Raw genomic sequence first — 23,726 nt, 5'->3', positions numbered from 1 at the left:
CTCTTCGGTTGGGCGTGTGATCGGGCATATGAGATTGCGCCATATTTATTCCATGACATTGATATTTCCTTATTGAGAGATCGCTAATGCAACAACCCTGGAAATATCCTCCGTTTTACCACGTCATGGTAAACTTAAAATGCCATAAAAATTTAATATAATTCAGTAGGATATAATTAATTAAATCAATCCAGCGCCTTCACTATCTTCCCGCTAGCCACAAACGTCCCCGCACCAAGATGATGCAGCGTATTCAGCTTATCTCCGTCAAACTGCCAGCGTCCGGCGAAGAACGCGCGTTCATCGGCTGCGGCAGAAACCACTTCACCAAACAGCGTGTCATATTTTTCAGCCGCTGCGGTCACCGGGAGTAAACGACACTCCATCCATGCCAGACATTTTTCTTCAATGACGGGCAAACCGAGTTCCGGACCGTTCACTACCGGGATCCCGTAGCAGTTAAATTTGTCTTCATCGCGCCCGCTAACGCTACCGACTGCCCAGGTCCAGTTTGCCGCCGCCACGCCGGGGATAACGATGCCGAACATCCCACTGCGTTCAATCAGCTCACGTGACCAAGTACTTTTATCCACGACGATCGCGATACGCGGCGGTTCAAACTCAACGGGCATTGACCATGCGGCGGCCATAACGTTGCGTCTGTCGAGGCTTTCATCCCGACTGGTGATAAGCACAGTAGGGCCGTGGTTCAGCAGACGGCTGGCATGATGTAATTCAACGGGGCGAAAGTAGCTCATAGGGTCTCCTCATGTACAACGATGAGTATGACGAAAAAGCACGTAAATCAAAGTGGGCGCGTAGAATTAGTTTATAAACAAAACATCACTATCAAAGGAAACTGATGCATGTCCCCATTTCTGACTGCCTATTTCGCCCGTATCGGCTGGAATCAACCGACCGGGGTTAATATCGACACGCTGCGCGCGCTGCATTTACACCACAACTGTGCGATCCCTTTCGAGAATATTGATGTCGTCCTGCCGCGTGAAATCCATCTTGACGATCGGTGTCTGGTCGACAAACTGCTAACAGCGCGACGTGGGGGGTATTGTTTTGAGCAAAATGGCTTATTCGAACGGGTGCTGCGCGAAGTCGGTTTTACGGTACGCAGTGTGCTCGGGCGCGTGGTATTAGCGAATCCACCACAAATGCCGCCGCGAACACACCGCCTGCTGCTGGTTGAGCTTAACGGTGAGCGCTGGATTGCGGACGTAGGCTTTGGCGGACAGACGCTGACGGCGCCGATTCGGTTGCTCGCTAACGAAGAACAGACAACGCCGCACGGGGCGTATCGTTTGCTGAGCGAGGGCAATGACTGGGTATTGCAGTTCCGGCACCACGAGCACTGGCAGTCGATGTACCATTTTGATCTGACGACGCAATATTTCAGTGATTATGTCATGGGCAACTTCTGGTCAGCACACTGGCCGCAGTCGCATTTCCGTCATCATTTGCTGATGTGCCGCCACTTGCCGGACGGTGGCAAGCTGACGCTGACCAACTTCAACTTTACCCACTGGCAGAATGGCCATGTGGAGGAGCAGATCCATCTTCCTGATGCTGCGGCGCTGTATCAACTGATGCAGACGCGTTTTGGGTTGGGCATTGATGATCCTAAGCACGGCTTTTCACTGGCGGAACTGACAGCGGTGATGGCAGGGTTTGAAACACATCCACAGGCAGGGAAATAAGGTGAAAAGGGGCTAACGCCCCTTTGCCACATAAGGCTTACAGCTGGGTAAACTTGCTGATCCACGGGCTGTTTTTTTCACCAGACCACAGTTGAACAAGCATGTCTCTGAATTTTTCCGCCGCCGGGCTGAGAGGCGTTTCCCTGCGCTGTACAAGGCCTAACGTGCGCCGTATGACGGGTTCAATCAGCGGCCGGCTGACCAGAATATGATGCTCATCGGCCGGCATAGCCAGGCTGGGAACGACAGAGACCCCGAGACCCGCTTCCACCATCCCCAGTGACGTTGAAAGATGTCGAACTTCATAAAACCAGTTAGGCTTCCACGCCATTTTCTCAAACGCCTGATCGATAAGGGAACGGTTTCCGCTCGAACGCCTAACCCCAATCAGCTTCATTCCAGCCAGATCGTCCCATGTTACCAGCGGCTTTTTTGCCAGTTCATTGTCGCGGCGACATGCCAGAACAAAGGGTTCATTCACCAACGGCGCAAAATCGATATTTGGATGTGTGATGTTTATCATATTTATACCGAAATCTGCGTCGCCATTTAAAACGGCTTCGAGACAATCGCTGGCACTGTGCTCAAGTATGCGAATACGGATGTTTGGATAGGCATTGTTATAATCTCGTATCACTGAAGGCAGAAAATAGAACGCGGCAGTAGGGATACAGGAAACGGTAATAACACCTGCCTGATGTGTTGCCATCTCTTTAATACTCATGACTGAGCTTTCATAAAAATCTATTAAATTCTTTGCCTTAGGTAAAAACTCTCTGCCCACCGTCGTCAGCTTGACGCTGCGAGTGGAACGTTCAAACAGCGTGGTCCCCAGGCTCTCTTCCAGTTTCTGAATTCTGCGTGTTAAAGCTGGTTGTGAGATGTGAAGAAATTGCGATGCTTTTGTAAAACATCCAATTTCTGCAATTTTTACAAACGCTTGTATTCCCTGTAATTCATGCTGCATATCTGCACCCCATTCTCGCTTTACCTTAACCATGCTAACGCAGGGGTATTAATGTGCAAAGCGTATTAATCCTTCTTTTTTTGACATTAGAGTTATCAACTGGAGTGTGAAAACCTTATTGCGTTCCTGATAAAAACGAAATGAGAAAAAGACATGTTAAAGATCCCTTGCGTATTAATGCGTGGCGGTACGTCAAAAGGTCCCGTCATTCTGGCCAGCGACCTGCCGGCGGAAACCGAAGCGCGTGACGCGGTATTACTCAGCCTAATGGGCGCAGGCCATGAACTCGAAATTGACGGCATTGGTGGCGGAAGCCCGCAAACCAGTAAGGTGGCGATCGTCAGTCCGTCCAACAGTCCGGACGCGGATGTAGATTACTTATTCGCACAAGTGATGGTGAACGAACGTCGTGTCGATACCACACCAAATTGCGGGAATATGCTCTGCGCCGTGGGGCCTTTTGCCATTGAAAAAGGGCTGGTGAAGGCGCAAAGCCCGGTGACGACAGTGCGTATCCGCAATCTCAACACTGGTACTCTGGTTGATGCTGAAGTTCAGACGCCAGACTATCGGGTTGAGTATGAAGGCGATACCCAAATCGACGGTGTGCCGGGTACAGCGGCACCGATTGGCTTAACGTTCCTGAATTCTGCGGGGTCTAAAACAGGGAAACTGCTGCCGACCGACAGCGTGACGGATGTATTCGATGGTATCGAAGTCACCTGTATTGATATGGCGATGCCGATGGTGCTGATTGAGGCATCAGCACTAGGGAAAACAGGAGGGGAGTCACCGGCAGAGTTAGATGCCGATCGTGAGTTTAAAGAAAGGCTGGAGAGCGTGCGGCGCCAGGCTGGCACGGCGATGGGATTAGGGGATGTATCGAACAAAGTGATCCCTAAACCGGTTCTCCTTAGTCGGGCATGTAAAGGCGGAACGCTCCAGGTTCGTTATTTCATGCCACATACATGCCATAAGTCGCTGGCCATTACCGGTTCGATCGGCATATCGACCGCGACGCTGATTGAGGGCTCAGTGGCCTGTAAAATCATAGCCGACCGTCCAAAGGGGTTATTTACCAATATTATTGATATTGAACATCCCAGCGGAAAAATATCCGTTTCATTATTGAGGGAGGGTGACAAAATCGAAAACACCCGTGCGGCTGTTATTCGTACTACACGCAAGTTATTTGAAGGTGTTGTTTGTGTGCCTGAAAATACATTGTCTGAAGTTGATTGATGAAAATATTAATCAAATAAACAACCAGCATTAAAAAAATTACATTCTGTACCTTAACTATAATACTGAGGTTATTATGGCGTTAACTCATGCTAACAATACCCAGAGGGCTCCTGATCCTGTAAAAGCCAGTGCGCATATTCGCGTGATTCTGGCCCTGGCATTATCAGGGCTTGCTGAGCTTGCTTCTCTATTCTTTATTCAGCCACTGCTCCCGACTGCACGTTTTTAGTTCACATGTTCCTCGGCATTCCCTGGTGGTGTTTCCTGATGCAGCACGGCATGCTGCAGTCTTAATTGTCCGATGGCGGCTACGCCTTACCGGATCTGGAACGGATAAAACAGTAGGCCGGGTAAGGCGTAGCCGCCACCCGGCACCTGTCACTATTTCCGGTTAGCGTATCAGGATTGTTTTTCCTTCGCCGTCAACCGATCGGGTTGGAATAACATAGCGATCAATGCCAATCAGTGTGCAAAACAGATCTCGGGTAAATACTTTATTTCCGAAATACCACGAATGTGATGGCATTCCTTTAATCCCTGCGGGTTCATCCTGTACGAGAATAGCAGAGTCACTTTCTAGTTTTTCGTAATACTGTGTACAGTCTACATTTATTGCATTTGAAGGTGCGTTCTCAGGAAGACCCACACGCCCAACCCGAGGAGCAACGCCGACACGTTTCACATTCGATATATCCAGAGCCTGGTCACGACGGCTGGAATAATTAGTTAGACGAATACCATGACGGTAAATAGAATCACTTCGCGGGTCAGGGTTTGACATTACGCTGCTCGATACATCGCCTGCGACGAAAATGATCTGGCTCACTTTCCAGGCACTATTTGGCAGGTTGGTATCATCCGCATCATCAAATGCTTCAGTGAGCACATAAGCCCCAGTAGAATGACCCAAAACATGAATATTAATCGGACAGTCGGGTTTTTGTTTTTCTGATACGTAGGAAATTCCTTCTGTCATAAGGCGCATTGCGGTAAGTTTTGCCTTGTGACGGTCAGGTAAATAGGCCAGCGCCTTATCATCACTTGGCCAGTCAAAGGAAATCACTATTCCTTTAAAACCAATATCAGACAATCCGTTTGCCAAAAGTCTGTGTCGCTCGATCACTTCACTCTCGCTCATGTTGTAACCATGCACAGAAAAAAGTAAATCCCCTCGCTTTTCGCCTTTCTCGTTTTTCCACTGTGCACCTTGTATAACTTGATCAAACCATTTTTGTTCAGGAATGGCATGGTCGGGACTGGGGTCCTCTCCATCAGGAACAACCAAATAGCTTGTTCCACCAATATCGGAGGTAAATTTACCTCTTGATGCTTTACGAACAGACATAACATATGAAGGCATGATTTAATCCCACGTTGAGTAAAAAGTTATCTTTGTTTGTAATGGAGGAAATCTATTCTAAAATTGTCTGATTCACTTTGCGGTTAAATTTTCCTTTTTATTGGAAGGGCAGTATGAAGTGTATATGAGAACGCAAGTGATTTAGTGCAATATGTTTCTTTTGTTAAGGAATTTGAGGTGGCTCGCATTATTTCTGATTTTGTGTTAAATATTCATGGCTTGAATGTGTGTGAAAGGATGTCTGCGCAGATTAAGAACCTGTACTCTACAGCAGGCTCTTAATGTATGGGTTAAATAACGTCTAACGATGATTAATTCAATTCAAGGTCGATCAATTTATCGAGATGCCTATTAAACGCGGCTTCGTTCATTTCGGGCATGTTTAAGATATACATCCCGTCCAGACCGCACACCAGACCAATCAAGCGCCAGGCGATATTTTCCGCTCTATCGCCAGGACGAAATACCCCGGCCTCCGTTCCCGCTTTGATTAGCGCCACCGTTTCCTGGCGCCACATTTCCATGGTCATAATATAGGCACCCTTAATGTCAGCATCGCGGTTGGCCAGGATCTGCGCTTCACGCCACAGGCGAATGTAAGGTTCAAACCTGCCATCATCGCTCCCGAGCATGGCATGAAGCTGCTCCCGCCAGCCAGCCTGCTTGCCGACGACATCTGCATCCAGCAGTTCACGGATCAAGCGAACAAAAGCCAGCGATTTGAGTTCCCCGCCGGAGGTAAAATGATGGTGAACCTGTCCGGTCGCGACCCCGGCTTCAGCCGCAACGCGGCGTACCGTCATGGCTGCCAGTCCTTCGGACAGCGCCACGCGCATGGCGGCCTGTAAGATTTCTTCCCGCCGTTCATCCTTGCTCAGATATCGCATTTCGACTCACTCTCAATAGGAATGAAACGAGTGTAACAAAAAGCTGGACACGCGTTCAACTTTACGTAGGATCGCATTCTGGACATGTGTCCATGATTTAATTAAAAGGAAATTTATGTTTCGTCAGTGGTTAGCGTTAGTGATTATCGTGCTGGTGTATATCCCGGTCGCGATCGACGCAACGGTGCTGCACGTGGCGGCGCCGACATTGAGTATGACGCTGGGAGCCAGCGGCAATGAATTGCTTTGGATCATCGATATTTACTCGCTGGTGATGGCGGGGATGGTGCTGCCGATGGGCGCACTGGGTGATCGTATTGGTTTCAAACGGCTGTTAATGATCGGCAGTACGTTGTTTGGCCTGTCGTCGCTGGCGGCCGCGTTTGCCCCGTCTGCAGGATGGCTGATTGCGGCGCGCGCCTCGCTGGCGATTGGTGCGGCGATGATTATTCCGGCTACGCTCGCGGGTATCCGCACGCTGTTTACTGAAGCGCGGGATCGTAATATCGCGCTTGGCGTCTGGGCGGCTGTGGGGTCCGGTGGCGCAGCATTTGGTCCGCTGATTGGCGGTATGCTGCTCGAACATTTTTACTGGGGATCGGTATTTTTAATCAACGTACCCATTGTATTGGTCGTGGTTTCGCTGGCCGCACGTTTTGTGCCGCGTCAGCAAGGTCGCCCGGAACAACCGCTTAATATTAGCCATGCCATCATGCTAATCGCGGCGATTTTACTGCTGGTCTACAGTGCGAAGACCGCGCTAAAAGGCGTCCTGGCACCAGGCGTCGTCGTGGCCGCGCTGGTTACCGGCTCGATGCTGCTGTTTATCTTCGTGCGTATTCAGCTTCGCGCGCGCGTGCCGATGATCGACATGCGTCTGTTCTGCCACCGCATCATTTTGAGTGGCGTGGTAATGGCGATGACTGCGATGATTGCGCTGGTCGGGTTTGAGCTGCTGATGGCCCAGGAGCTGCAGTTTGTTCACGGCTTTACGCCGTTTGAAGCAGGGATGTTTATGCTGCCTCTGATGGTTGCCAGCGGCTTCAGTGGGCCGATCGCCGGTGTACTGGTTGGACATCTGGGGTTACGCATCGTCGCCGCTGGCGGAATGGGGCTGAGTGCCGTCAGTTTTATTGGTCTGTCGCTGCTCGACTTCAGCACCCAGCAGTGGCAGGCGTGGTGCCTGATGGTGCTGCTGGGCTTCAGTGCTGCCAGCGCGCTGTTGGCTTCAACCTCAGCGATCATGGCTGCTGCGCCAAAAGAGAAAGCCGCTGCAGCAGGAGCGATTGAAACCATGTCGTATGAACTGGGTGCCGGTCTGGGGATCGCCATTTTTGGTCTGCTGCTGACCCGCAGCTTCACGGCGTCGATCGAATTGCCACTGGGGCTGAATGCTTCTCTCGTCGACAAAGCGTCGTCATCCATTGGTGAAGCGATGAAGGTGGCGCAGGATCTGACACCCACGATGGCGGAAACACTGATTGAAGCAGCGAAAAGCGCGTTTATCACTTCGCATAGCGTAGCGTTGGGGAGTGCTGGGGGAATGCTGCTGTTGCTGGCCGTTGGCGTTTGGTTTAGCCTGGCTAAGGTCAACCCGCGGTAAATAGATCCGGAAAACCAGGTTTATGGTTGGCGTCAGTGGGGCAGATGCACTATGTTTTTTAAAGGATTATCTGACTCTTGCTGGAAAATATGAGCCTGCTCCACCGCAGTGAATCGCGCCAACCGTTCTCCCGGTTAACCCTGCTTGCCGGTGGTGCGCTGGGTGTCGTTTTTGGTGATATTGGCACCAGTCCGCTCTATACCTTCAGGACCGTGTTGTCGCTCTCTGAGCATGATCCTACGCCCGCAGTGGTTCTGGGACTGCTCTCGCTGATTACCTGGACACTCATCCTGGTGACATCCATAAAATATGCTGCATTCGCCATGCGAATTGATAATCATGGCGAGGGCGGCATCATGGCATTGATGTCTCTTCTGGTGGAAAAAGGGAAAGGCGGGCGCTGGGTCATTTTTTCCGCACTTATCGGCGCTGCGTTGATTTACGGTGATGGCGCGATAACCCCGGCAATCTCCGTACTTTCCGCTCTGGAAGGGCTGGAAATTGTTTTTCCTGAATCGCAGCCGTATATATTGCCGCTCACGGTCATGGTTTTACTGGCACTTTTTCTGATCCAACCTTTTGGTACCGCTCGTATAGGAAAGATATTTGGTCCGATCATGGCGCTGTGGTTTTTTGCAATTGCAGCGTTGGGCGTATGGGGGATCATTCAGCACCCATCGGTATTGCTGGCGCTGAATCCTGCGTATGGCATCGCGTTTTTGTTTTCGAACGGGTACACCAGTTTTCTGGTCCTGGGGGGCGTTTTTCTCTGTGTGACTGGTGCTGAAGCGCTGTACGCCGATATGGGGCATTTCGGTAAAAAACCCATCTGGCTTGCCTGGTACGGTGTCGTATTTCCCGCATTGCTGCTCAATTATGCGGGGCAATCCGCGCTGATCCTGGCCGGAGCCGACAGTAAACAAAACCTTTTCTTTATGCTGTGTCCGCCTGTGATGCAGTTTCCGCTAATTATTCTTGCCGCACTGGCGACGATAATCGCCAGTCAGGCGATAATTACGGGCGCTTTTTCCATGACGCGGCAGGCTATTCAGCTCGGCTGGTTACCCCGTTTACGGATCAAACAGACGGCGGCAGAAAGCTACGGTCAAATCTATATAGGCACAATCAATTGGCTGCTTATGGTGGTAACGATTGGGCTGGTGGTGTTCTTCAAATCTTCCGACAAGCTTGCTGCTGCATACGGTATTGCCGTGTCATTAACCATGCTGATGACGACGGGCCTGCTATTTGTGGCAATGCGGGAAGTGTGGCACTGGAGTCGGGTCAGCAGCGCGGTTATTGCCCTCTGTTTCCTGGTGATTGATGCCACCTTCTTGTTTGCCAATCTGATTAAGGTCCTGGAAGGCGGCTATATTCCGTTGCTGATGGCCGCAGCGATTTGTACGGTGATGCTGATCTGGCACCGCGGCGTTAAGGCGGTCTCCGCATCGGTGGGCGAGAAGGGCATCAGCGTGGATGCGTTCTTTAACCAGCTTCAGCAAAAGACGGTACCCAGAGTTGCAGGTTCCGCCGTTTTTTTGACCCGTACACAGAACAATATCCCCCCGGTCATGCGCTGGCATGTTGCGCGCAACAAGGTGCTACAGCGAGATGTGCTATCTCTGACCATTGACATCCTGAATGTGCCCTATGTGGGGGAAGAACAACGGATCAGGGTAGAGCAGCGCGCGCCAGGTTACTGGCACGGCGTGGCACAATACGGTTTTATGGAGCACCCGGATATCCCGCATTTGTTGCAGGGTGTCAGTGAAATCAACGTGCTGTTCGCGAATGATGATGCCACCTGGTATGTTGGACATGAAACTATCGTAGCCGGTGATGGAACAGCGGGTATGGCAGCATGGCAACGGCATATTTTTGCTTTCATGAAGCGCAACTGCACGCACGTCATCAACCACTATCACCTTCCCAGCGACAGGGTTGTCGAAATCAGCCGACGCGTTGCCGTGTAGACTCTGGCGAAAGCAGAGGTCCTCTGCTTTCGCACCATTCTATTTCTCAAGCGCCGCAGACAGGACACTATGCAATAACACATTCGCCCCTTTCTCCGACCATTCTGGCAGGATCCTTTCCGCTTCGTTATGGCTAATGCCTTTCACGCAGGGGATAAAGATCATGCTGGCGGGCGCAATTTTGCTGACATAGCAGGTGTCGTGACCCGCGCCGGAGACCATCGGTTTCGACGAATAGCCCAGTTTCGCCACGGCCTTCTCCGTACGAGCCAGGCATTCGGCATCAAACGCAATGGGCGCGTAGTCAAAAATACGTTCAACGAGAGCCGACACGCCGCGCAGGCTCAGGCTTTCAGCCACCTTATGCAGCGCCGCCTCCATGGTTTCCAGCGCCTGCTGCTCCGGATGGCGAAACTCAACGCTGCATTCCACGCGAGACGGCACGACGTTGCGCGAGTTTGGCGTAACCTGCGCCATACCGATCGTCGCGCGTCCGTCTGGGGCATGCCGATAGCCAATCTCTTCCACCTTCAGCGCCAGCTCTGCGAAGGCGGTCAGCGCATCGCGGCGGCTGTGCATCGGCGTGGTGCCTGCGTGGGCGGCAAATCCGTCCAGCGTCAGGGTAAACCAGCGCTGGCCCATTGCCGCGCGGACTAAGCCGATATCGATGGCTTCATCTTCCAGGATCGGTCCCTGCTCGATGTGCAGTTCGTAGCAGGCGTGAACAGGAAACGCGCGAGCAGGGATTTCACCCCGGTAGCCAATGCTATCCAGCGCTTCGCCCACGGTGATGCCATCGTTATCCGCACGGGCATGCGCGTACGCTTCGCTAAATTGCTCCGTCCAGACCCCTGAAGAGAGCATGGCTGGCGCAAAGCGCGCACCTTCTTCGTTAGTCCAGTTCACCAGCACAACGTCACGTTCAGTCTCAACGTGATGATCGTTAAGGGTTCGCAGCAGCTCCAGCCCTGCCAGCACGCCGTAAACACCGTCGTAGTTACCGCCCTGCGGCTGGGTATCCACATGTGAACCCGTCATGACCGGGGCAAGCTGCGGGTTTTTCCCCGGGCGACGGATAAACATATTGCCCATGCTGTCGACGTCGCAGGTGAAACCCGCGTCCAGCGCCCAGCCGCGCAGCAGGTTTCGCGCAATACGATCTTCCTCGCTCAGTGCCAGACGGGTGACGCCACCGGCAGGCGTGCCGCCGATCTGCGCCATCATCTCAAGCGTTGACCACAGTCGTTCGGCGTTGACGCGGATCATGTCTTGTCCTTACTGCTGCGGTAGCGGAAATCACAGCATGAACCGCCCTGCATGATGGTGGTGGTCCGGGTCAGTTCCACGTCCGGCGCATAGCCAACGATGAATTTTTCATCGCGCGCGCAGGAGAGCAGATGACCAATCTCGCCCAGCCCCATTTCGTGATACATCTCCGCGTAGCGACAGCGGGTCACGTTGTAGTTGTACTGCTGGTCGTCGGCGTCGATCACCTTCACCTCAAGCGCGTTATCTTTCTCCCACAGATATTGCAGTGCGATAAAACTCTTTACGTCCGCGCCGTTGGGTTCTTTGCTGGCAAACGCTTTGCCTGCGTCAATTGCAGCCTGCTCAATGGCCTCACCAATGACCGCCTGGGCGCGGGTTTTCCCTATCTCGCGCACCAGGATTTCATAAATTGGCTTAATAATTTCTGCTTCAATTTTGCGGCGGGCGAGAATGCCCAGCTCGTTATTATCACTCATCACATTGCCCTCACTGCGTTACTTCGCTTTTGTGCCACCCAGCACGGTTTGCGGCTGCCATTTGCCATCGACGACCTTGTAAACGGTGAAAGACGGCGATTTCAGGTTACCTTCTTTATCAAACGCTATCTGGCCGGTGACGCCGGAGTAGCTGATGGCGCGCAGGGCGGGCAGATAGTCGGACGGCTCAACGGAATCTGCTTTTTCCATCGCCGCAACCAGCACGCGGGTGGCGTCATAGGCGAACGGGGCGTGCAGTTCGATATGGGTGTGGTAGCGGGCCTGATAGGCCTGTTCGAATGCCTTTCCACCCGGCATCTGGTCAACGGGCAGACCCGGCTCCAGCGCGACCACGCCTTCGCCTTCTTTCTGCGCCAGCTGCAGGAACGTCTGGCTGACAAATCCGCCTGCGCCCATCAGCGTGGCGTTCATGCCCAGCTGTTTGATACGACGCGCCAGCGGTGCTGCCTGGCTGTCGACGCCGCCGAAGAAGATCAGATCGGCGTTTTTACTCCGGATGGCGGTCAGTACGGCGCTGAAGTCCACCGTTTTGTCATCAACGTACTGACGATCGACAACCTTCACGCCCTGTGCTTCCAGCGATTTAATGAACTGGTCCGCCAGCCCCTGACCAAACGCGGTACGGTCGTCAATCACCGCAATGCGTTTCGCTTTCAGGGTATTTACCGCGTACTGTCCGGCCAACTGGCCGCCGTCATCGTCGTGGCCCATCACGCGGAAGCTGGTATCGAAACCCTGTTTGGTATAGGCGTGACCGGTCGCTACGGGCGCAACCTGAGCGATACCGGCATCGTGATACACACGCGCAGCCGGAATACTGGTACCGGTGTTCCAGTGACCGACAACGCCCGCCACGCCGCTATCCACCAGACGCTGCGCCACGGCCACGGCGGTGCGCGGGTCAGACTGATCGTCTTCGGACTGCAGTTTGAATGTCACCGCTTTGCCGCCGATGGTCGGGTGCTGCTTGTTGATGTCATCAATCGCCAGCTGTGCGCCATTCTCCAGATCTTTACCGATACGGGCCGATGGTCCAGTGAGCGGGCCCGCCAGACCGATAACCACGGTTTCACTGTCGGCGGCCCATGCGCCCGTTGAGGCAAAACCACCGAGCAGAATAGCGGCGCTGAGCGCGCTGATTTTTACTGTTTTCATTGTATTTCCCTGATGTTGGTTAGTGTTGTTAAGCCGGCATTTCGCCCAAATAAATCTGTGCAATCTGGTCGTCATTGAGCAGCGCTTTCGATTCGCCTTGATGAACAATGCTGCCACTGTCCATCACCCACGCGCTGTCGGTGACTTCCAGCGCCAGGCGGGCGTTTTGTTCGATGAGTAGCAGGGCAACGCCGCGCTCGCGCAGGCCGGCTATGACGGCAAAAATGTTTTCTACCATCTTCGGCGCAAGCCCCATTGAGGGTTCGTCGAGGATCAACAGGCGCGGGCGACTGAGCAGGGCGCGGTTAAGGGCCAGCAGCTGTTGCTCTCCGCCGGACAGCAACCCGGCAAGTTGATGCTGGCGCTCGCCCAGACGCGGGAAGCGCTCGAAAATCTCGTTCATCTCGCGCTTTACGGTGACAGTGTCACGCCTGAGCCAGGCGCCCATCTGCAGGTTTTCCAGCACCGTCATTCGGGAGAAGATTCCCCGGCCTTCCGGGACCATCACCAGTCCGTCACGGAGCAGGGTTTCGGGCTTGTGCTTACGCACCGCTTTACCGTTGAATTCAATACGACCGCTAAAGTTTTCCAGCCCGGTAATGGCGCGCACGGTGGAGCTTTTACCCGCACCGTTAGCGCCGATCAGCGTGGCCTGCTCGCCCTCGTGCAGGGTAAAAGAGACATCGCGTACGGCCTGAATACCGCCGTAATGCACGTCCACGCGTTCCACTTTCAGTAATTCAGACATGGGCGTTGCCTCCAAGCCAGGCGGCGATCACTGCCGGGTCGCGACGAACGCTCTCCGGCGTGCCGCTGGCGAGCGTTTTGCCGTAATCCAGCACCGTCAGGCGATCGCAGATGCCCATCACGAGCTTGACGTCATGTTCAATCATCAGAAGGGTTTTACCGTCATCACGTAGGCGGATGAGTAACTCGCCAAGCGCTACTTTTTCTGCTGCATTCATCCCGGCGGCGGGTTCGTCCAGTGCCAGCAGCAGAGGGTCGGTTGCCAGCGCTCGGGCGATTTCAAGTCGACGCTGATGGCCGTAGGCCAGATCGCAGGCACGGTAGTGAGCGAACTTCGCAATGCCAGTGTATTCCAGCCAATGCCAGGCCAGCTCACGGGTTTGCATTTCTTCTGCGCGGGCGCGTTTGTGGCGGCTCAGCGCGGCCCAAAGACCGTTACGGGTGCGCACGTGGCGACCCACCATTACGTTTTCCAGCACCGACATGTCGTTAAAGAGGCGCACGTTCTGGAAGGTACGCGCAATCCCGGCGGCGGTGACCTTCTCAATGTGTCTGGGGAAATAGGGCTTATCGGCGATTGAAAATTCACCGCTGTCCGCCGGATAAAGCCCGGTGATCAGGTTAAAGCAGGTGGTTTTTCCCGCCCCGTTAGGACCTATCAGCCCGTAGATTTCACCCTTGTTCACGGCGATCGAAACGTCATCCACGGCGGTAAGCCCACCGAAACGTTTGGACATGTTGCGTACGGTTAACAGACTCATGTATTCACCTCCTTGTGGCGTACCGGCCAGATCCCGGCAGGACGAACCAGCATGACCAGCACCAGCGCCAGGCCGTAGAACAGCTGACGCAACACTTCGGGGTCAATCAGCACCGTACCGAACAGCGCCTGCTGAACCGGGGCTGCCTGACTGCGCAGCAGTTCCGGCAGGGCGGTAAGCAGTATCGCGCCGAGGATCACGCCCGGAATATGCCCCATACCGCCCAGCACCACCATCGCCAGCACGGCAATGGATTCCTGTAACGTGAAGGATTCCGGGGAGACAAAGCCCTGAAATGCGCCGAACAAGGCACCCGCTACGCCGCCAAATGAGGCACCCATCGCAAAGGCCAGTAGCTTATAGTTACGGACGTTGATGCCCATCGCGCGGGCCACATCCTCATCTTCACGAATGGCATGCCAGGCGCGACCAATACGCGAGTGTTGCAGGCGCAGGCAAACAAAAATAATGGCCACAATCACCAGCATCAGCAGGTAGTACCACAGCCACAGGGCAGGCACTTTAAAACCGAACCAGTGATACACACCGCTGAATTTCAGGCCGAAAAGATTCAGGGTATCGACGCCGGTAATACCTTTCGCACCGTTCGTGATATTCACCGGACGGTCGAGGTTACGCATCAGGATGCGGATGATCTCCCCAAAGCCCAGCGTCACGATCGCCAGATAATCCCCACGAAGCTTTAACGTTGGCGCACCGAGCACGATGCCGCACACCGCTGCAACCAGTGCCGCTATGGGAATAATCAACAGATAAGACGTGTGCAGCCCGTCCGGGAACCAGACCGTGAGAATCGGGAACACTTCAAGCAGGTGCGGTGAAGCCAGCAGGGCGGCCAGATAGGCACCCACTGCGTAAAAGGCGATAAAGCCCATGTCCAGCAGGCCGGTGTAGCCGACCACAATGTTCAGCCCCAGCGCCAGCATGATGTAGAGCAGGGCGAAGTCGATGACGCGCACCCAGTAATTTCCGCCGAGCTGGCTGGCAACCACTGGCGCAATCAGCAGCGCGAGGCAGAACAAACTCATACCGGACCAGAATTTGCGCGTAGCGGTCGGCGTTTGTAGTTGTACGGTTGTCATAGTATCCCTTACGCTCGGTTTGCCACACGCTCACCCAGCAGACCTGCCGGACGGAAGACCAGTACCAGAATCAGCACGATGAAGGCAAAGACGTCCTGATAGTTGCTGCCAAAGACGCCGTGGGTCAGTTCACCCAGGTAGCCAGCGCCCAGTGCCTCAATAATGCCAAGTAGGATCCCGCCAATCATTGCGCCGCGAATGTTGCCGATACCGCCCAGCACGGCGGCTGTGAATGCTTTAATTCCCGGCAGGAAGCCCATTGAGAAGCTGGCGTTGCCGTAGTTGCTGGCCATCATGACGCCTGCCAGCGCGGCAAATACGCCGCCAATGGCGAACGTCAGGGTAATAATGGCATTGGGGTTAACCCCCATCAGCGTAGCCACGCGCGGGTTTTCCGCCACGGCGCGCATGCCACGGCCCAGGCGGGTGTATTCCACCAGCAGCCATAGCCCTGTCATCACTGTAAGCGCCAGCACCACGGTAACAATGCCGGTGACGGTCACAATGGCAGGGGGATGCAGTTCACTTCCTGACGTCACGGCGATCGGTTCCATGGGCAGGATCTGAGGGAACATCAGAGGGTTGCGCGTCCAGACGATCATCGCCACGGTTTGCAGCAGCACCGAGACGCCAATCCCGGAGATCAGCGGTGCCAGACGCGGCGCGTTACGCAGGCGTCGGTAGGCAAAGCGCTCCACGGCCATCGCCAGCAGGGCACAAACGGACATGGCGATCAGCAAGGCAAAACCGAGCTGAATCAGAAGCGGCAGGTGCGGGAAAGTATTGTTGAGGCTGTTCATGGCAGAAAGTGTGGTTAACGCACCCACCATCAGAATATCGCCATGGGCAAAGTTAATAATGCGCAAAATGCCATACACCATGGTATAGCCCAGCGCGATCAACGCGTAGATGCTTCCCAGCATCACACCGTTGATCAGTTGTTGTATGAATGTATCCAACGTAGGTTCCTGCAAAGTGCTCTTTCTGCGGCTACCATCCAACAAATGAAATAAATTGTAAAATACACATATATTATTTCTTATGATAAACAGATATTGTTTTATCTTTATGATTTATATGAAAATATAAAAACTCCGTTTTCGGGTGTAAAGCCTAAAGAAATCAACATATGAATAAAACAGAACAGTCACCTGGCCTACCCATTTATGGAGAAAGTCGACTGGCCAATGATCCGCCGCTACGGGCTGTACGTGCTTTTGAAGCTATCGCCCGATTGGGCAGTGTTACGCTGGCGGCACAGGAGCTGGATATTTCACCGTCTGCTGTCAGTCACCAGCTCAAGGTGCTCGAAGGGTTCCTGCAAATGCCGCTGACGGAACGCCAGGGGCGCAGGCTGGTGCTGAGCCAGCACGGACGTGAATATTACCGCTCCATCCGTGCGGCTTTTAACGTGTTGCGCCAGGCAACGGAGCATCTGGCTGAACAGGCGCAAACGCGTCAGGTCACCATCAGCCTGATCCCGCTTTTTGGCATGGGGTGGTTTATCCCGCGTCTGCCTGCTTTTATGCGTGCCAATCCGCAAACCGAGATCAACGTAGTGTATGCCAATCATCGTAACTATCTGAGCGATGCGTCGGATATGTCGATTCGCTTCGGCAACGGTCAGTGGGCGGGATATCAGAGTGAAAAATTGATCTCCGGTCAGATGGTGCCTGTATGCAGCCGTGCATTTTTGCGCATTCATGGCCATATCGACACGCCAGAGCAACTGCTGCAAATGCCGTTGCTGCACGATGAGGAGCGCACCACATGGTCACAGTGGTTCCTGTTACAGGGAGTGAAACGCCCTCTGCGGCGCAGTGGCCCCCTGTTTGAGGACGGACTTTTGACGCTGGCGGGAGTACAGGCCGGGCTGGGCTGCGCGTTGATGCGTGAGCCGCTGATCGCGCCTTATCTTGAGAGTGGCGAGCTGGTGAAGATATTTGACTTACCCATTGATGACGGGCGCGACTATCACCTCTGCGTGCGTTCGGATTCGGAGATGACTGAGGACGGTAAGTTACTGCAAAACTGGCTTCGTCGGGCCGCGGGGGAGAATCTCCTATGAGGTAAGCAAACAGTGCTTATCCATGGCTTCAATTTCTGAACCGCTGTAGCGCGCATATTGTCCGGTCAGACCAAAGAATGCGGGCTGGGTTTCGGTATAGATTTCAGCGGCGAGCACCAGACGACGTCGTTCATCCTCGCTCATCTCAAGTAATGTCCATGGGATGAAATAGCGTGCTGTTGAGGTCAGCTTGAACCACAGAGGACAACCACACCCCGGACAGAACCAGCGTTCTCCTCGCGCAGAGGACGAGAAGTGAGAAGGGGCAATCGAGTCTTGCTCCACAAGCGGTTTACCCGCGGCTTCCAGATACATGGCAATTCCGCCTGACCACTTCTGACATTGCGTGCAGTGGCAGGCATAGACGTCGAAATTGTTGAGGGAAACGCTGAATTGGCTCATCCCGCATAGACAGCGTCCTTTGAATATGTGCATGGCGTGCTCCTTTATTACGCCAGTCAAACTGGTATAAAAAAAGCCAGCCACGAAGGCTGGCCTTTTTATACTGACAAATCTTAGAACTGGTAAGTCAGACCCAGAGCAACGATGTTGTCGGTAGCAATAGCTGCATCTTTGGTGAACTTGTTGTCGTCCAGCAGGTTGATTTTGTAATCAACGTAGGTAGACATGTTCTTGTTGAAGTAGTAAGTCGCGCCAACATCAACGTATTCAACCAGATCCTGGTCGCCATAAGTACCGATGTCTTTACCTTTGGATTTCAGGTAAGCAACGGATGGACGCAGACCGAAATCGAACTGGTACTGAGCAACAACTTCAAAGTTCTGAGCTTTGTTCGCGATATAACCTTTACCGAAGTTGGTCATATTGCGGGTTTCAGAGTAGGTGCTTGCCAGGTAGATGTTGTTTGCATCGTATTTCAGGCCAGCAGCCCAAACTTCTGCGTTGTCACCGCCAGCGTTCATGGTATTAGCCACTTCACCAGCACGAACCTGATTGTTGGTACGGTCAGATTTCGCATAGGTTGCACCCACGCCGAAACCGTCCATTTCATAGGTAGAAGACAAGCCCCAACCGTCACCGTTCGCTTCGGTGATGTCGCGCTTGTTGTTTTTACCCTGGTACTGAGCGGCAAAGTTCAGACCGTCAACCAGACCGAAGAAGTCGGTGTTACGGTAGGTTGCAACGCCAGTGGCACGCTGAGTCATGAAGCCATCAGTCTGCGTCCAGGTATCACCACCGAACTCTGGCAAAACGTCAGTCCATGCGCCGATGTCGTAAGCAACACCGTAGTTACGACCGTAGTCGAAAGAACCGAATTCGTTGAATTTCAGACCAGCGAAAGCCAGACGCGTTTTGTTGCCTTTGTCGCCGTTGCTTTCATCGTTGTTGCCTTTGAATTCATATTCCCACTGACCGTAACCGGACATCTGGTCGTTGATCTGAGTTTCACCTTTGAAGCCCAGACGTACGTAGGTTTTGTCGCCGTCGTTGCTGGTGTCATCAGAGAAATAGTGCAGACCTGTTACTTTACCGTACAGATCCAGCTTGTTACCGTCTTTGTTATAAATTTCAGCAGCGTTAACAACGCCTGCTGCCAACATGGAAGTCACTGCCACTGCAACTAATTTAAGTTTCATCTTAAATATTCCTTATAATTTTCTTAAGTATTTCCTGAGCCACTTCGAACGATTTCTAAACGAGGCTGTTCGTCAATGGCATGCTATTTTTAAAAATGTTGTAGTTGCCTTTCAATAATAAGTTTCAAATTATTGCTAATAATTTCCTTTAGTGTGATCGAGATCGGATAAATGGTCGCTAAACAGAATGAAATGAAGAGTGTTTAACCGGGTTTTGTATATTTTCTTATCAGATCTATTATCCGCAATATAGTTTTTTAATGGTTTAATTTAGCTATGTTACTATCAATTTTATCGGTGCATTTTGTAGAATTAAGCTTAACCGTTTACCGTAAATCATTGTGTTAGGTTATTGAATGCACGTAATTACCGTGTTTTTTGCTGAAATACACAGAAACACACTATTGCACTTTGTGCTATTAAGGTTGTTAATATTCGCAGGAGAGTAATTGCGCTACGGTGTCAGTTTATGTCAAGAAGAGAGGAGGGGGGGAATGCGAAACAACGATAATATAAACAGAATTTAAACACATTCTCTAATGAGCTTATGAATATTTTGACGTGCGATCACATATTAAATTTATGTTAATTTTCTGCCGGGTTACAGGCCTCCCGGCAGAGCGACGGACCCTTATTTTCGTGTCGCGAACCAGCAAAGCAGCGACCCGGCGCAGACCATCAGCGCACCTTGCCAGAACGAGAAAGAGAGTGGAGAGCTCAGCAGGGCGGCAGCCAGAGCGGCAGAAAGTACAGGGGTAAAATAGGATACGGCGGCAAGTACCGTGACGTTGCCATGGAGAATACCGATATTCCATGAGGCATAGCCAAAACCCAGAGCAACACCGCACATTAATAGCTTCACGACAACCGGGACACTGAATACCATTTCTGGCTGCTCGCTAAGGGCATATTTCACCCAAAGACTCAACGCAGTCAGCAAAACAAAAAGGGTAATGCCGTTTTGCCCTTTGGCAAATTTGCTGGTTACGGTGCAGTAGGCCGCCCAGATAAATGCCCCGGCAAACGCCAGCGCGTAGCTCAGCGGGCTGGAAACGATATTGCGGGTGATCTCCTCAAGATGTAATCCCTGTTCACCGCCTAATACCCAGCAGACGCCCAGCAATGAGATGGCTAAGCCGGGGATCACCCACAGTGTTGATTTTTGCCCGTTGAACAAAATGGCAAATACAATCGTCAGGCTCGGCCACAGATAATTGACCATGCCGACCTCAATGGCCTGCGATCGCGTTGCGGCATAGCCCAACGAGAGTGCCAGGCAAATTTCATAGCTGACAAACAGCACGCTGCCTGCAATAAGATAGCGTGGCGAGAATTTGCGAATATCAGGAAATCCCACCGTCACCAGACACAATAATCCACTGACGGTGTAGATCATTGCCGCACCGCCTACTGGCCCTAACCCCTCGCTCACGCTGCGAATGAGCCCAACCATCGTGCTCCATAACAGTATTGCCGCCAGCCCAATAAGCGTTGCTTTTTTTCTGTCCATTACTTCGCCATTGCAATAAAAATCAAAGGAAAAATGTATCGCATTCATCCTGACGCTGTCGCCAATTATTCTCTTAAACCGTTAATCAAAAAGGGGTATTTAAATGTACCGGTGGTGACTATTAAGGGGGTGAAGACAGATGACCTTGATTTGACGCAAAAAAATCAGGGGAGTTACTGCTAGTTTGCGGCGCGAAGTCTTATTCGAAAAAGAGGACAACAATGGACGTCAGCCGCAGACAATTTTTTAAAATCTGCGCGGGCGGTATGGCCGGAACAACGGCAGCCATGCTGGGGTTTGCTCCCAAAATGGCGCTGGCTCAGGCACGCAACTATAAGCTGCTGCGCGCAAAAGAGATCCGTAACACCTGCACATACTGCTCCGTAGGTTGTGGGCTTTTAATGTATAGCCTGGGCGATGGCGCGAAGAACGCCAGAGAAGCGATTTACCATATTGAAGGGGACCCGGATCATCCGGTGAGCCGCGGGGCGCTTTGCCCGAAAGGGGCGGGGCTGCTGGACTATGTTCACAGCGAAAACCGCCTGCGCTACCCGGAATACCGCGCGCCGGGTTCCGACAAGTGGCAGCGTATCTCCTGGGATGAGGCCTTCTCCCGTATTGCCAAATTAATGAAAGCCGACCGCGACGCCAACTTTATTGAAAAGAACGCCCAGGGCGTGACGGTTAACCGCTGGCTCTCCACCGGGATGCTATGTGCCTCTGCAGCCAGCAATGAAACCGGCATGCTGACGCAAAAATTTGTGCGCTCTCTCGGCATGCTGGCGGTAGACAACCAGGCGCGCGTCTGACACGGACCAACGGTAGCAAGTCTTGCTCCAACATTTGGTCGCGGTGCGATGACCAACCACTGGGTTGATATCAAAAACGCTAACGTCGTGGTGGTGATGGGCGGTAACGCCGCTGAAGCTCATCCGGTGGGGTTCCGCTGGGCGATGGAAGCGAAAAATAAAAACGATGCGATGCTTATCGTCGTCGATCCGCGCTTTACGCGTACGGCATCGGTGGCCGATATCTATGCGCCGATCCGCTCCGGTACGGACATTACGTTCCTGTCCGGCGTGCTGCTGTACCTGATCGAAAACAACAAAATTAACGCGGAATACGTTAAGCACTACACCAACGCGAACCTGCTGGTGCGGGATGATTTTGCCTTCGATAACGGGTTGTTTAGCGGCTATGACGCCGAAAAACGCCAGTACGATAAAACGACCTGGAACTATCAGTTCGATGAAAACGGCTATGCGCTGCGGGATGAAACGCTGACGCACCCGCGCTGCGTGTGGAACCTGCTGAAACAGCACGTTTCCCGCTATACGCCGGAGGTGGTGGAAAACATCTGCGGCACGCCGAAAGCGGACTTCCTGAAAGTCTGCGAGGTGCTGGCCTCAACCAGTGCCGCCGACAGAACCACCACGTTCCTGTATGCGCTGGGCTGGACGCAGCATACCGTTGGTGCGCAAAACATCCGCACAATGGCGATGATCCAGCTGCTGCTCGGCAATATGGGGATGGCCGGTGGTGGTGTTAACGCCCTGCGTGGTCACTCCAATATTCAGGGCTTAACGGATCTTGGTTTACTGTCGACCAGCCTGCCGGGCTACCTGACGCTGCCGTCTGAAAAGCAGGCGGATCTGCAAACGTATCTTGAGGCGAATACGCCAAAAGCGACGTTACCGGATCAGGTGAACTACTGGAGCAACTATCCGAAGTTCTACGTCAGCCTGATGAAATCCTTCTACGGCGACGCGGCGCAAAAAGAGAACGACTGGGGCTTCGATTGGCTACCAAAATGGGATCAGGCGTACGACGTCATCAAGTATTTCAACATGATGGATAAGGGCGACGTCACGGGTTACATCTGCCAGGGCTTCAACCCGGTGGCCTCGTTCCCGGATAAAAACAAGGTTGTGCGCAGCCTGAGCAAGCTCAAGTACATGGTGGTTATTGACCCGCTGGTCACTGAGACCTCTAACTTCTGGCAGAACCACGGCGAGATGAACGATGTCGATACCGTATCCATTCAGACCGAAGTGTTCCGCCTGCCGTCCACCTGCTTTGCGGAAGAAGACGGGTCTATTGCTAACTCTGGCCGCTGGCTGCAGTGGCACTGGAAAGGCCAGGACGCTCCGGGCGAAGCGCGTAACGACGGCGAGATCCTGGCCGGGATTTACCATCGCCTGCGCGAAATGTACCGCACCGAAGGCGGCAAAGGCGCTGAGCCGCTGCTGAAGATGAGCTGGAACTACAAGCAGCCTGACCATCCTGAGTCAGAGGAAGTCGCCAAAGAGAACAATGGCGTTGCGCTGGCGGATCTCTATGACGCTAAGGGCAACCTGGTGGCGAAGAAAGGCCAACTGCTGAACAGCTTCGCGCTGCTGCGCGACGACGGCACGACGGCGTCTTCCTGCTGGATCTACGCCGGTAGCTGGACGGAGCAGGGTAACCAGATGGCTAACCGCGATAACGCTGACCCGTCCGGGCTGGGCAATACGCTGGGCTGGGCATGGGCGTGGCCGCTCAACCGTCGTGTGCTCTACAACCGTGCCTCGGCGGATATCGACGGTAAACCGTGGGATCCGAAACGGATGCTGATTCAGTGGAACGGGACAAAATGGACGGGGAACGATATCCCGGACTACAACACCGCCGCGCCGGGCAGCAACACCGGGCCGTTTATCATGCAGCCGGAAGGGCTGGGACGCCTGTTTGCCCTCAACAAGCTGGCGGAAGGGCCGTTCCCGGAACACTACGAGCCGATGGAAACGCCGCTCGGCACCAACCCGCTGCATCCAAACGTGGTCTCCAGCCCGGTGGTGCGTATCTATGAGGACGATGTGCTGCGTTTAGGTAAGAAGGATAAGTTCCCGTATGTGGGGACCACCTATCGCCTGACCGAGCACTTCCACACCTGGACCAAGCATGCACGGCTTAATGCCATCGCCCAGCCGGAACAGTTTGTGGAGATAAGCGAAACTCTGGCAAAAGTGAAGGGCATTGCCAACGGCGACCGCGTGAAGGTGAGCAGCAAGCGCGGCTTTATTCGCGCAGTGGCGGTGGTGACCCGACGTCTTCAAAGTCTGAACGTGCACGGGCAGCAGGTGGAAACCGTCGGTATCCCGCTGCACTGGGGCTTTGAGGGCGTGGCGCAGAAAGGCTACATCGCCAATACCCTGACGCCAAACGTTGGCGATTCCAACTCGCAAACGCCGGAGTACAAGGCGTTTCTGGTTAACATCGAGAAAGCGTAAGG

20 protein-coding genes and 1 pseudogene are annotated in these 23,726 nt (G+C 53.3%); 7 read left to right on the top strand and 14 right to left on the bottom strand.

The features are described from left to right. Positions 1-185 precede the first annotated feature (185 nt). Positions 186-758 (bottom strand): flavin reductase family protein, encoded by a 573-nt coding sequence (locus AAHF05_RS11590; protein WP_108089824.1) that lies wholly within the window; start codon positions 756-758, stop codon positions 186-188. A gap of 108 nt (positions 759-866) precedes the next feature. On the opposite strand from AAHF05_RS11590, the gene nhoA reads away from it, so the two are divergent. Beyond that, a complete protein-coding gene (gene nhoA / locus AAHF05_RS11585; protein WP_128347639.1) occupies positions 867-1,712 on the top strand; it encodes an N-hydroxyarylamine O-acetyltransferase in 846 nt (281 codons plus the stop codon). A 37-nt stretch (positions 1,713-1,749) separates the two neighbouring features. On the opposite strand, the gene AAHF05_RS11580 is transcribed toward nhoA, so the two are convergent. Continuing rightward, complete coding sequence (locus AAHF05_RS11580; protein WP_049007304.1) at positions 1,750-2,679, bottom strand: LysR family transcriptional regulator; 930 nt, start codon at positions 2,677-2,679, stop codon at positions 1,750-1,752. A 153-nt stretch (positions 2,680-2,832) separates the two neighbouring features. Between AAHF05_RS11580 and AAHF05_RS11575 the strand changes: the two genes are divergently transcribed. Together AAHF05_RS11575 and AAHF05_RS11570 are read left to right on the top strand one after the other, a co-directional pair. Next, complete coding sequence (locus AAHF05_RS11575) at positions 2,833-3,921, top strand: 4-oxalomesaconate tautomerase (protein WP_332616592.1); 1,089 nt, start codon at positions 2,833-2,835, stop codon at positions 3,919-3,921. A gap of 76 nt (positions 3,922-3,997) precedes the next feature. Further along, a pseudogene (locus tag AAHF05_RS11570) lies at positions 3,998-4,138 on the top strand (MFS transporter); the annotation flags it as partial. 177 nt (positions 4,139-4,315) lie between these two features. Here AAHF05_RS11570 and AAHF05_RS11565 read toward each other — a convergent pair. Next, complete coding sequence (locus AAHF05_RS11565; RefSeq protein WP_129325140.1) at positions 4,316-5,284, bottom strand: alpha/beta hydrolase; 969 nt, start codon at positions 5,282-5,284, stop codon at positions 4,316-4,318. Positions 5,285-5,595: 311 nt separating this feature from the next. Further along, the gene (locus AAHF05_RS11560) at positions 5,596-6,171 is read right to left on the bottom strand and encodes a TetR family transcriptional regulator (RefSeq protein WP_129325139.1); all 576 of its coding nucleotides are present in this window, start codon (positions 6,169-6,171) and stop codon (positions 5,596-5,598) included. A gap of 115 nt (positions 6,172-6,286) precedes the next feature. Here AAHF05_RS11560 and AAHF05_RS11555 point away from each other — a divergent pair, with 115 nt between their 5' ends. Beyond that, complete coding sequence (locus tag AAHF05_RS11555) at positions 6,287-7,774, top strand: MFS transporter (protein ID WP_129325138.1); 1,488 nt, start codon at positions 6,287-6,289, stop codon at positions 7,772-7,774. 89 nt (positions 7,775-7,863) lie between these two features. Then, on the top strand, positions 7,864-9,747 hold the full coding sequence (locus tag AAHF05_RS11550) for a potassium transporter Kup (RefSeq protein ID WP_028018903.1): 1,884 nt from the start codon (positions 7,864-7,866) through the stop codon (positions 9,745-9,747). Positions 9,748-9,786: 39 nt separating this feature from the next. Here the strand turns inward: AAHF05_RS11550 and AAHF05_RS11545 are convergent, their stop codons facing one another. The 7 genes from AAHF05_RS11545 to AAHF05_RS11515 are packed head-to-tail and all read right to left on the bottom strand — an operon-like array spanning position 9,787 to position 16,238. After that, positions 9,787-11,013 (bottom strand): Zn-dependent hydrolase, encoded by a 1,227-nt coding sequence (locus AAHF05_RS11545; protein WP_129325137.1) that lies wholly within the window; start codon positions 11,011-11,013, stop codon positions 9,787-9,789. Beyond that, the gene (locus tag AAHF05_RS11540; RefSeq protein ID WP_129325136.1) at positions 11,010-11,492 is read right to left on the bottom strand and encodes an L-2-amino-thiazoline-4-carboxylic acid hydrolase; all 483 of its coding nucleotides are present in this window, start codon (positions 11,490-11,492) and stop codon (positions 11,010-11,012) included. The genes AAHF05_RS11545 and AAHF05_RS11540 overlap by 4 nt, the downstream gene beginning before the upstream one ends. A gap of 18 nt (positions 11,493-11,510) precedes the next feature. Continuing rightward, positions 11,511-12,668, bottom strand: coding sequence for a branched-chain amino acid ABC transporter substrate-binding protein (locus tag AAHF05_RS11535; protein ID WP_108089843.1), 1,158 nt, complete (start codon positions 12,666-12,668; stop codon positions 11,511-11,513). Between the two features lie 28 nt (positions 12,669-12,696). Next, positions 12,697-13,416 carry an ABC transporter ATP-binding protein gene (locus AAHF05_RS11530; protein ID WP_129325135.1) on the bottom strand — a complete coding sequence of 240 codons (720 nt, stop codon included), beginning with the start codon at positions 13,414-13,416 and terminating at the stop codon, positions 12,697-12,699. Beyond that, complete coding sequence (locus AAHF05_RS11525) at positions 13,409-14,176, bottom strand: ABC transporter ATP-binding protein (RefSeq protein ID WP_028018908.1); 768 nt, start codon at positions 14,174-14,176, stop codon at positions 13,409-13,411. Before AAHF05_RS11525 ends, AAHF05_RS11530 begins: the two co-directional genes overlap by 8 nt. Further along, positions 14,173-15,279 carry a branched-chain amino acid ABC transporter permease gene (locus AAHF05_RS11520; protein WP_049007294.1) on the bottom strand — a complete coding sequence of 369 codons (1,107 nt, stop codon included), beginning with the start codon at positions 15,277-15,279 and terminating at the stop codon, positions 14,173-14,175. Before AAHF05_RS11520 ends, AAHF05_RS11525 begins: the two co-directional genes overlap by 4 nt. An 8-nt stretch (positions 15,280-15,287) precedes the next feature. Further along, positions 15,288-16,238: a branched-chain amino acid ABC transporter permease gene (locus AAHF05_RS11515; RefSeq protein ID WP_129325134.1), complete on the bottom strand. Its 951-nt coding sequence runs from the start codon at positions 16,236-16,238 to the stop codon at positions 15,288-15,290. Positions 16,239-16,408: 170 nt separating this feature from the next. Between AAHF05_RS11515 and AAHF05_RS11510 the strand changes: the two genes are divergently transcribed. Further along, the gene (locus AAHF05_RS11510; protein WP_028018911.1) at positions 16,409-17,347 is read left to right on the top strand and encodes a LysR substrate-binding domain-containing protein; all 939 of its coding nucleotides are present in this window, start codon (positions 16,409-16,411) and stop codon (positions 17,345-17,347) included. On the opposite strand, the gene AAHF05_RS11505 is transcribed toward AAHF05_RS11510, so the two are convergent. The 3 genes from AAHF05_RS11505 to yddG form a co-directional block, all read right to left on the bottom strand. Beyond that, complete coding sequence (locus AAHF05_RS11505) at positions 17,342-17,782, bottom strand: GFA family protein (protein ID WP_028018912.1); 441 nt, start codon at positions 17,780-17,782, stop codon at positions 17,342-17,344. The two genes, AAHF05_RS11510 and AAHF05_RS11505, sit on opposite strands and share 6 nt — an antisense overlap. Before the next feature lie 80 nt (positions 17,783-17,862). After that, positions 17,863-18,945, bottom strand: a complete 1,083-nt coding sequence (gene ompC / locus AAHF05_RS11500) for a porin OmpC (protein WP_028018913.1) — start codon at positions 18,943-18,945, stop codon at positions 17,863-17,865. Positions 18,946-19,576: 631 nt separating this feature from the next. Then, positions 19,577-20,455: an aromatic amino acid DMT transporter YddG gene (yddG, locus tag AAHF05_RS11495; protein WP_028018914.1), complete on the bottom strand. Its 879-nt coding sequence runs from the start codon at positions 20,453-20,455 to the stop codon at positions 19,577-19,579. 221 nt (positions 20,456-20,676) lie between these two features. On the opposite strand from yddG, the gene fdnG reads away from it, so the two are divergent. Next, on the top strand, positions 20,677-23,724 hold the full coding sequence (fdnG, locus tag AAHF05_RS11490; protein ID WP_164989122.1) for a formate dehydrogenase-N subunit alpha: 3,048 nt from the start codon (positions 20,677-20,679) through the stop codon (positions 23,722-23,724). Positions 23,725-23,726 lie beyond the last annotated feature (2 nt).

This window comes from Enterobacter adelaidei (assembly GCF_041937165.1).
In the GTDB taxonomy this organism is placed as follows: domain Bacteria; phylum Pseudomonadota; class Gammaproteobacteria; order Enterobacterales; family Enterobacteriaceae; genus Enterobacter; species Enterobacter adelaidei.
Note: the sequence above shows the minus strand (reverse complement) of the source record. Positions and strands in the feature narration are given on the sequence as shown.

Excerpts from the sequence above, each read along its gene's own strand:
- AAHF05_RS11550 (WP_028018903.1), top strand. The coding sequence starts at position 7,864 with ATGAGCCTGCTCCACCGCAGTGAATCGCGCCAACCGTTCTCCCGGTTA.
- AAHF05_RS11535 (WP_108089843.1), bottom strand. The coding sequence starts at position 12,668 with ATGAAAACAGTAAAAATCAGCGCGCTCAGCGCCGCTATTCTGCTCGGT.
- AAHF05_RS11520 (WP_049007294.1), bottom strand. The coding sequence starts at position 15,279 with ATGACAACCGTACAACTACAAACGCCGACCGCTACGCGCAAATTCTGG.
- AAHF05_RS11505 (WP_028018912.1), bottom strand. The coding sequence starts at position 17,782 with ATGCACATATTCAAAGGACGCTGTCTATGCGGGATGAGCCAATTCAGC.
- AAHF05_RS11540 (WP_129325136.1), bottom strand. The coding sequence starts at position 11,492 with ATGAGTGATAATAACGAGCTGGGCATTCTCGCCCGCCGCAAAATTGAA.
- AAHF05_RS11565 (WP_129325140.1), bottom strand. The coding sequence starts at position 5,284 with ATGCCTTCATATGTTATGTCTGTTCGTAAAGCATCAAGAGGTAAATTT.
- ompC (WP_028018913.1), bottom strand. The coding sequence starts at position 18,945 with ATGAAACTTAAATTAGTTGCAGTGGCAGTGACTTCCATGTTGGCAGCA.
- AAHF05_RS11545 (WP_129325137.1), bottom strand. The coding sequence starts at position 11,013 with ATGATCCGCGTCAACGCCGAACGACTGTGGTCAACGCTTGAGATGATG.
- AAHF05_RS11555 (WP_129325138.1), top strand. The coding sequence starts at position 6,287 with ATGTTTCGTCAGTGGTTAGCGTTAGTGATTATCGTGCTGGTGTATATC.
- AAHF05_RS11530 (WP_129325135.1), bottom strand. The coding sequence starts at position 13,416 with ATGTCTGAATTACTGAAAGTGGAACGCGTGGACGTGCATTACGGCGGT.
- nhoA (WP_128347639.1), top strand. The coding sequence starts at position 867 with ATGTCCCCATTTCTGACTGCCTATTTCGCCCGTATCGGCTGGAATCAA.
- AAHF05_RS11580 (WP_049007304.1), bottom strand. The coding sequence starts at position 2,679 with ATGCAGCATGAATTACAGGGAATACAAGCGTTTGTAAAAATTGCAGAA.
- yddG (WP_028018914.1), bottom strand. The coding sequence starts at position 20,455 with ATGGACAGAAAAAAAGCAACGCTTATTGGGCTGGCGGCAATACTGTTA.
- AAHF05_RS11575 (WP_332616592.1), top strand. The coding sequence starts at position 2,833 with ATGTTAAAGATCCCTTGCGTATTAATGCGTGGCGGTACGTCAAAAGGT.
- AAHF05_RS11525 (WP_028018908.1), bottom strand. The coding sequence starts at position 14,176 with ATGAGTCTGTTAACCGTACGCAACATGTCCAAACGTTTCGGTGGGCTT.
- AAHF05_RS11560 (WP_129325139.1), bottom strand. The coding sequence starts at position 6,171 with ATGCGATATCTGAGCAAGGATGAACGGCGGGAAGAAATCTTACAGGCC.
- AAHF05_RS11590 (WP_108089824.1), bottom strand. The coding sequence starts at position 758 with ATGAGCTACTTTCGCCCCGTTGAATTACATCATGCCAGCCGTCTGCTG.
- AAHF05_RS11510 (WP_028018911.1), top strand. The coding sequence starts at position 16,409 with ATGAATAAAACAGAACAGTCACCTGGCCTACCCATTTATGGAGAAAGT.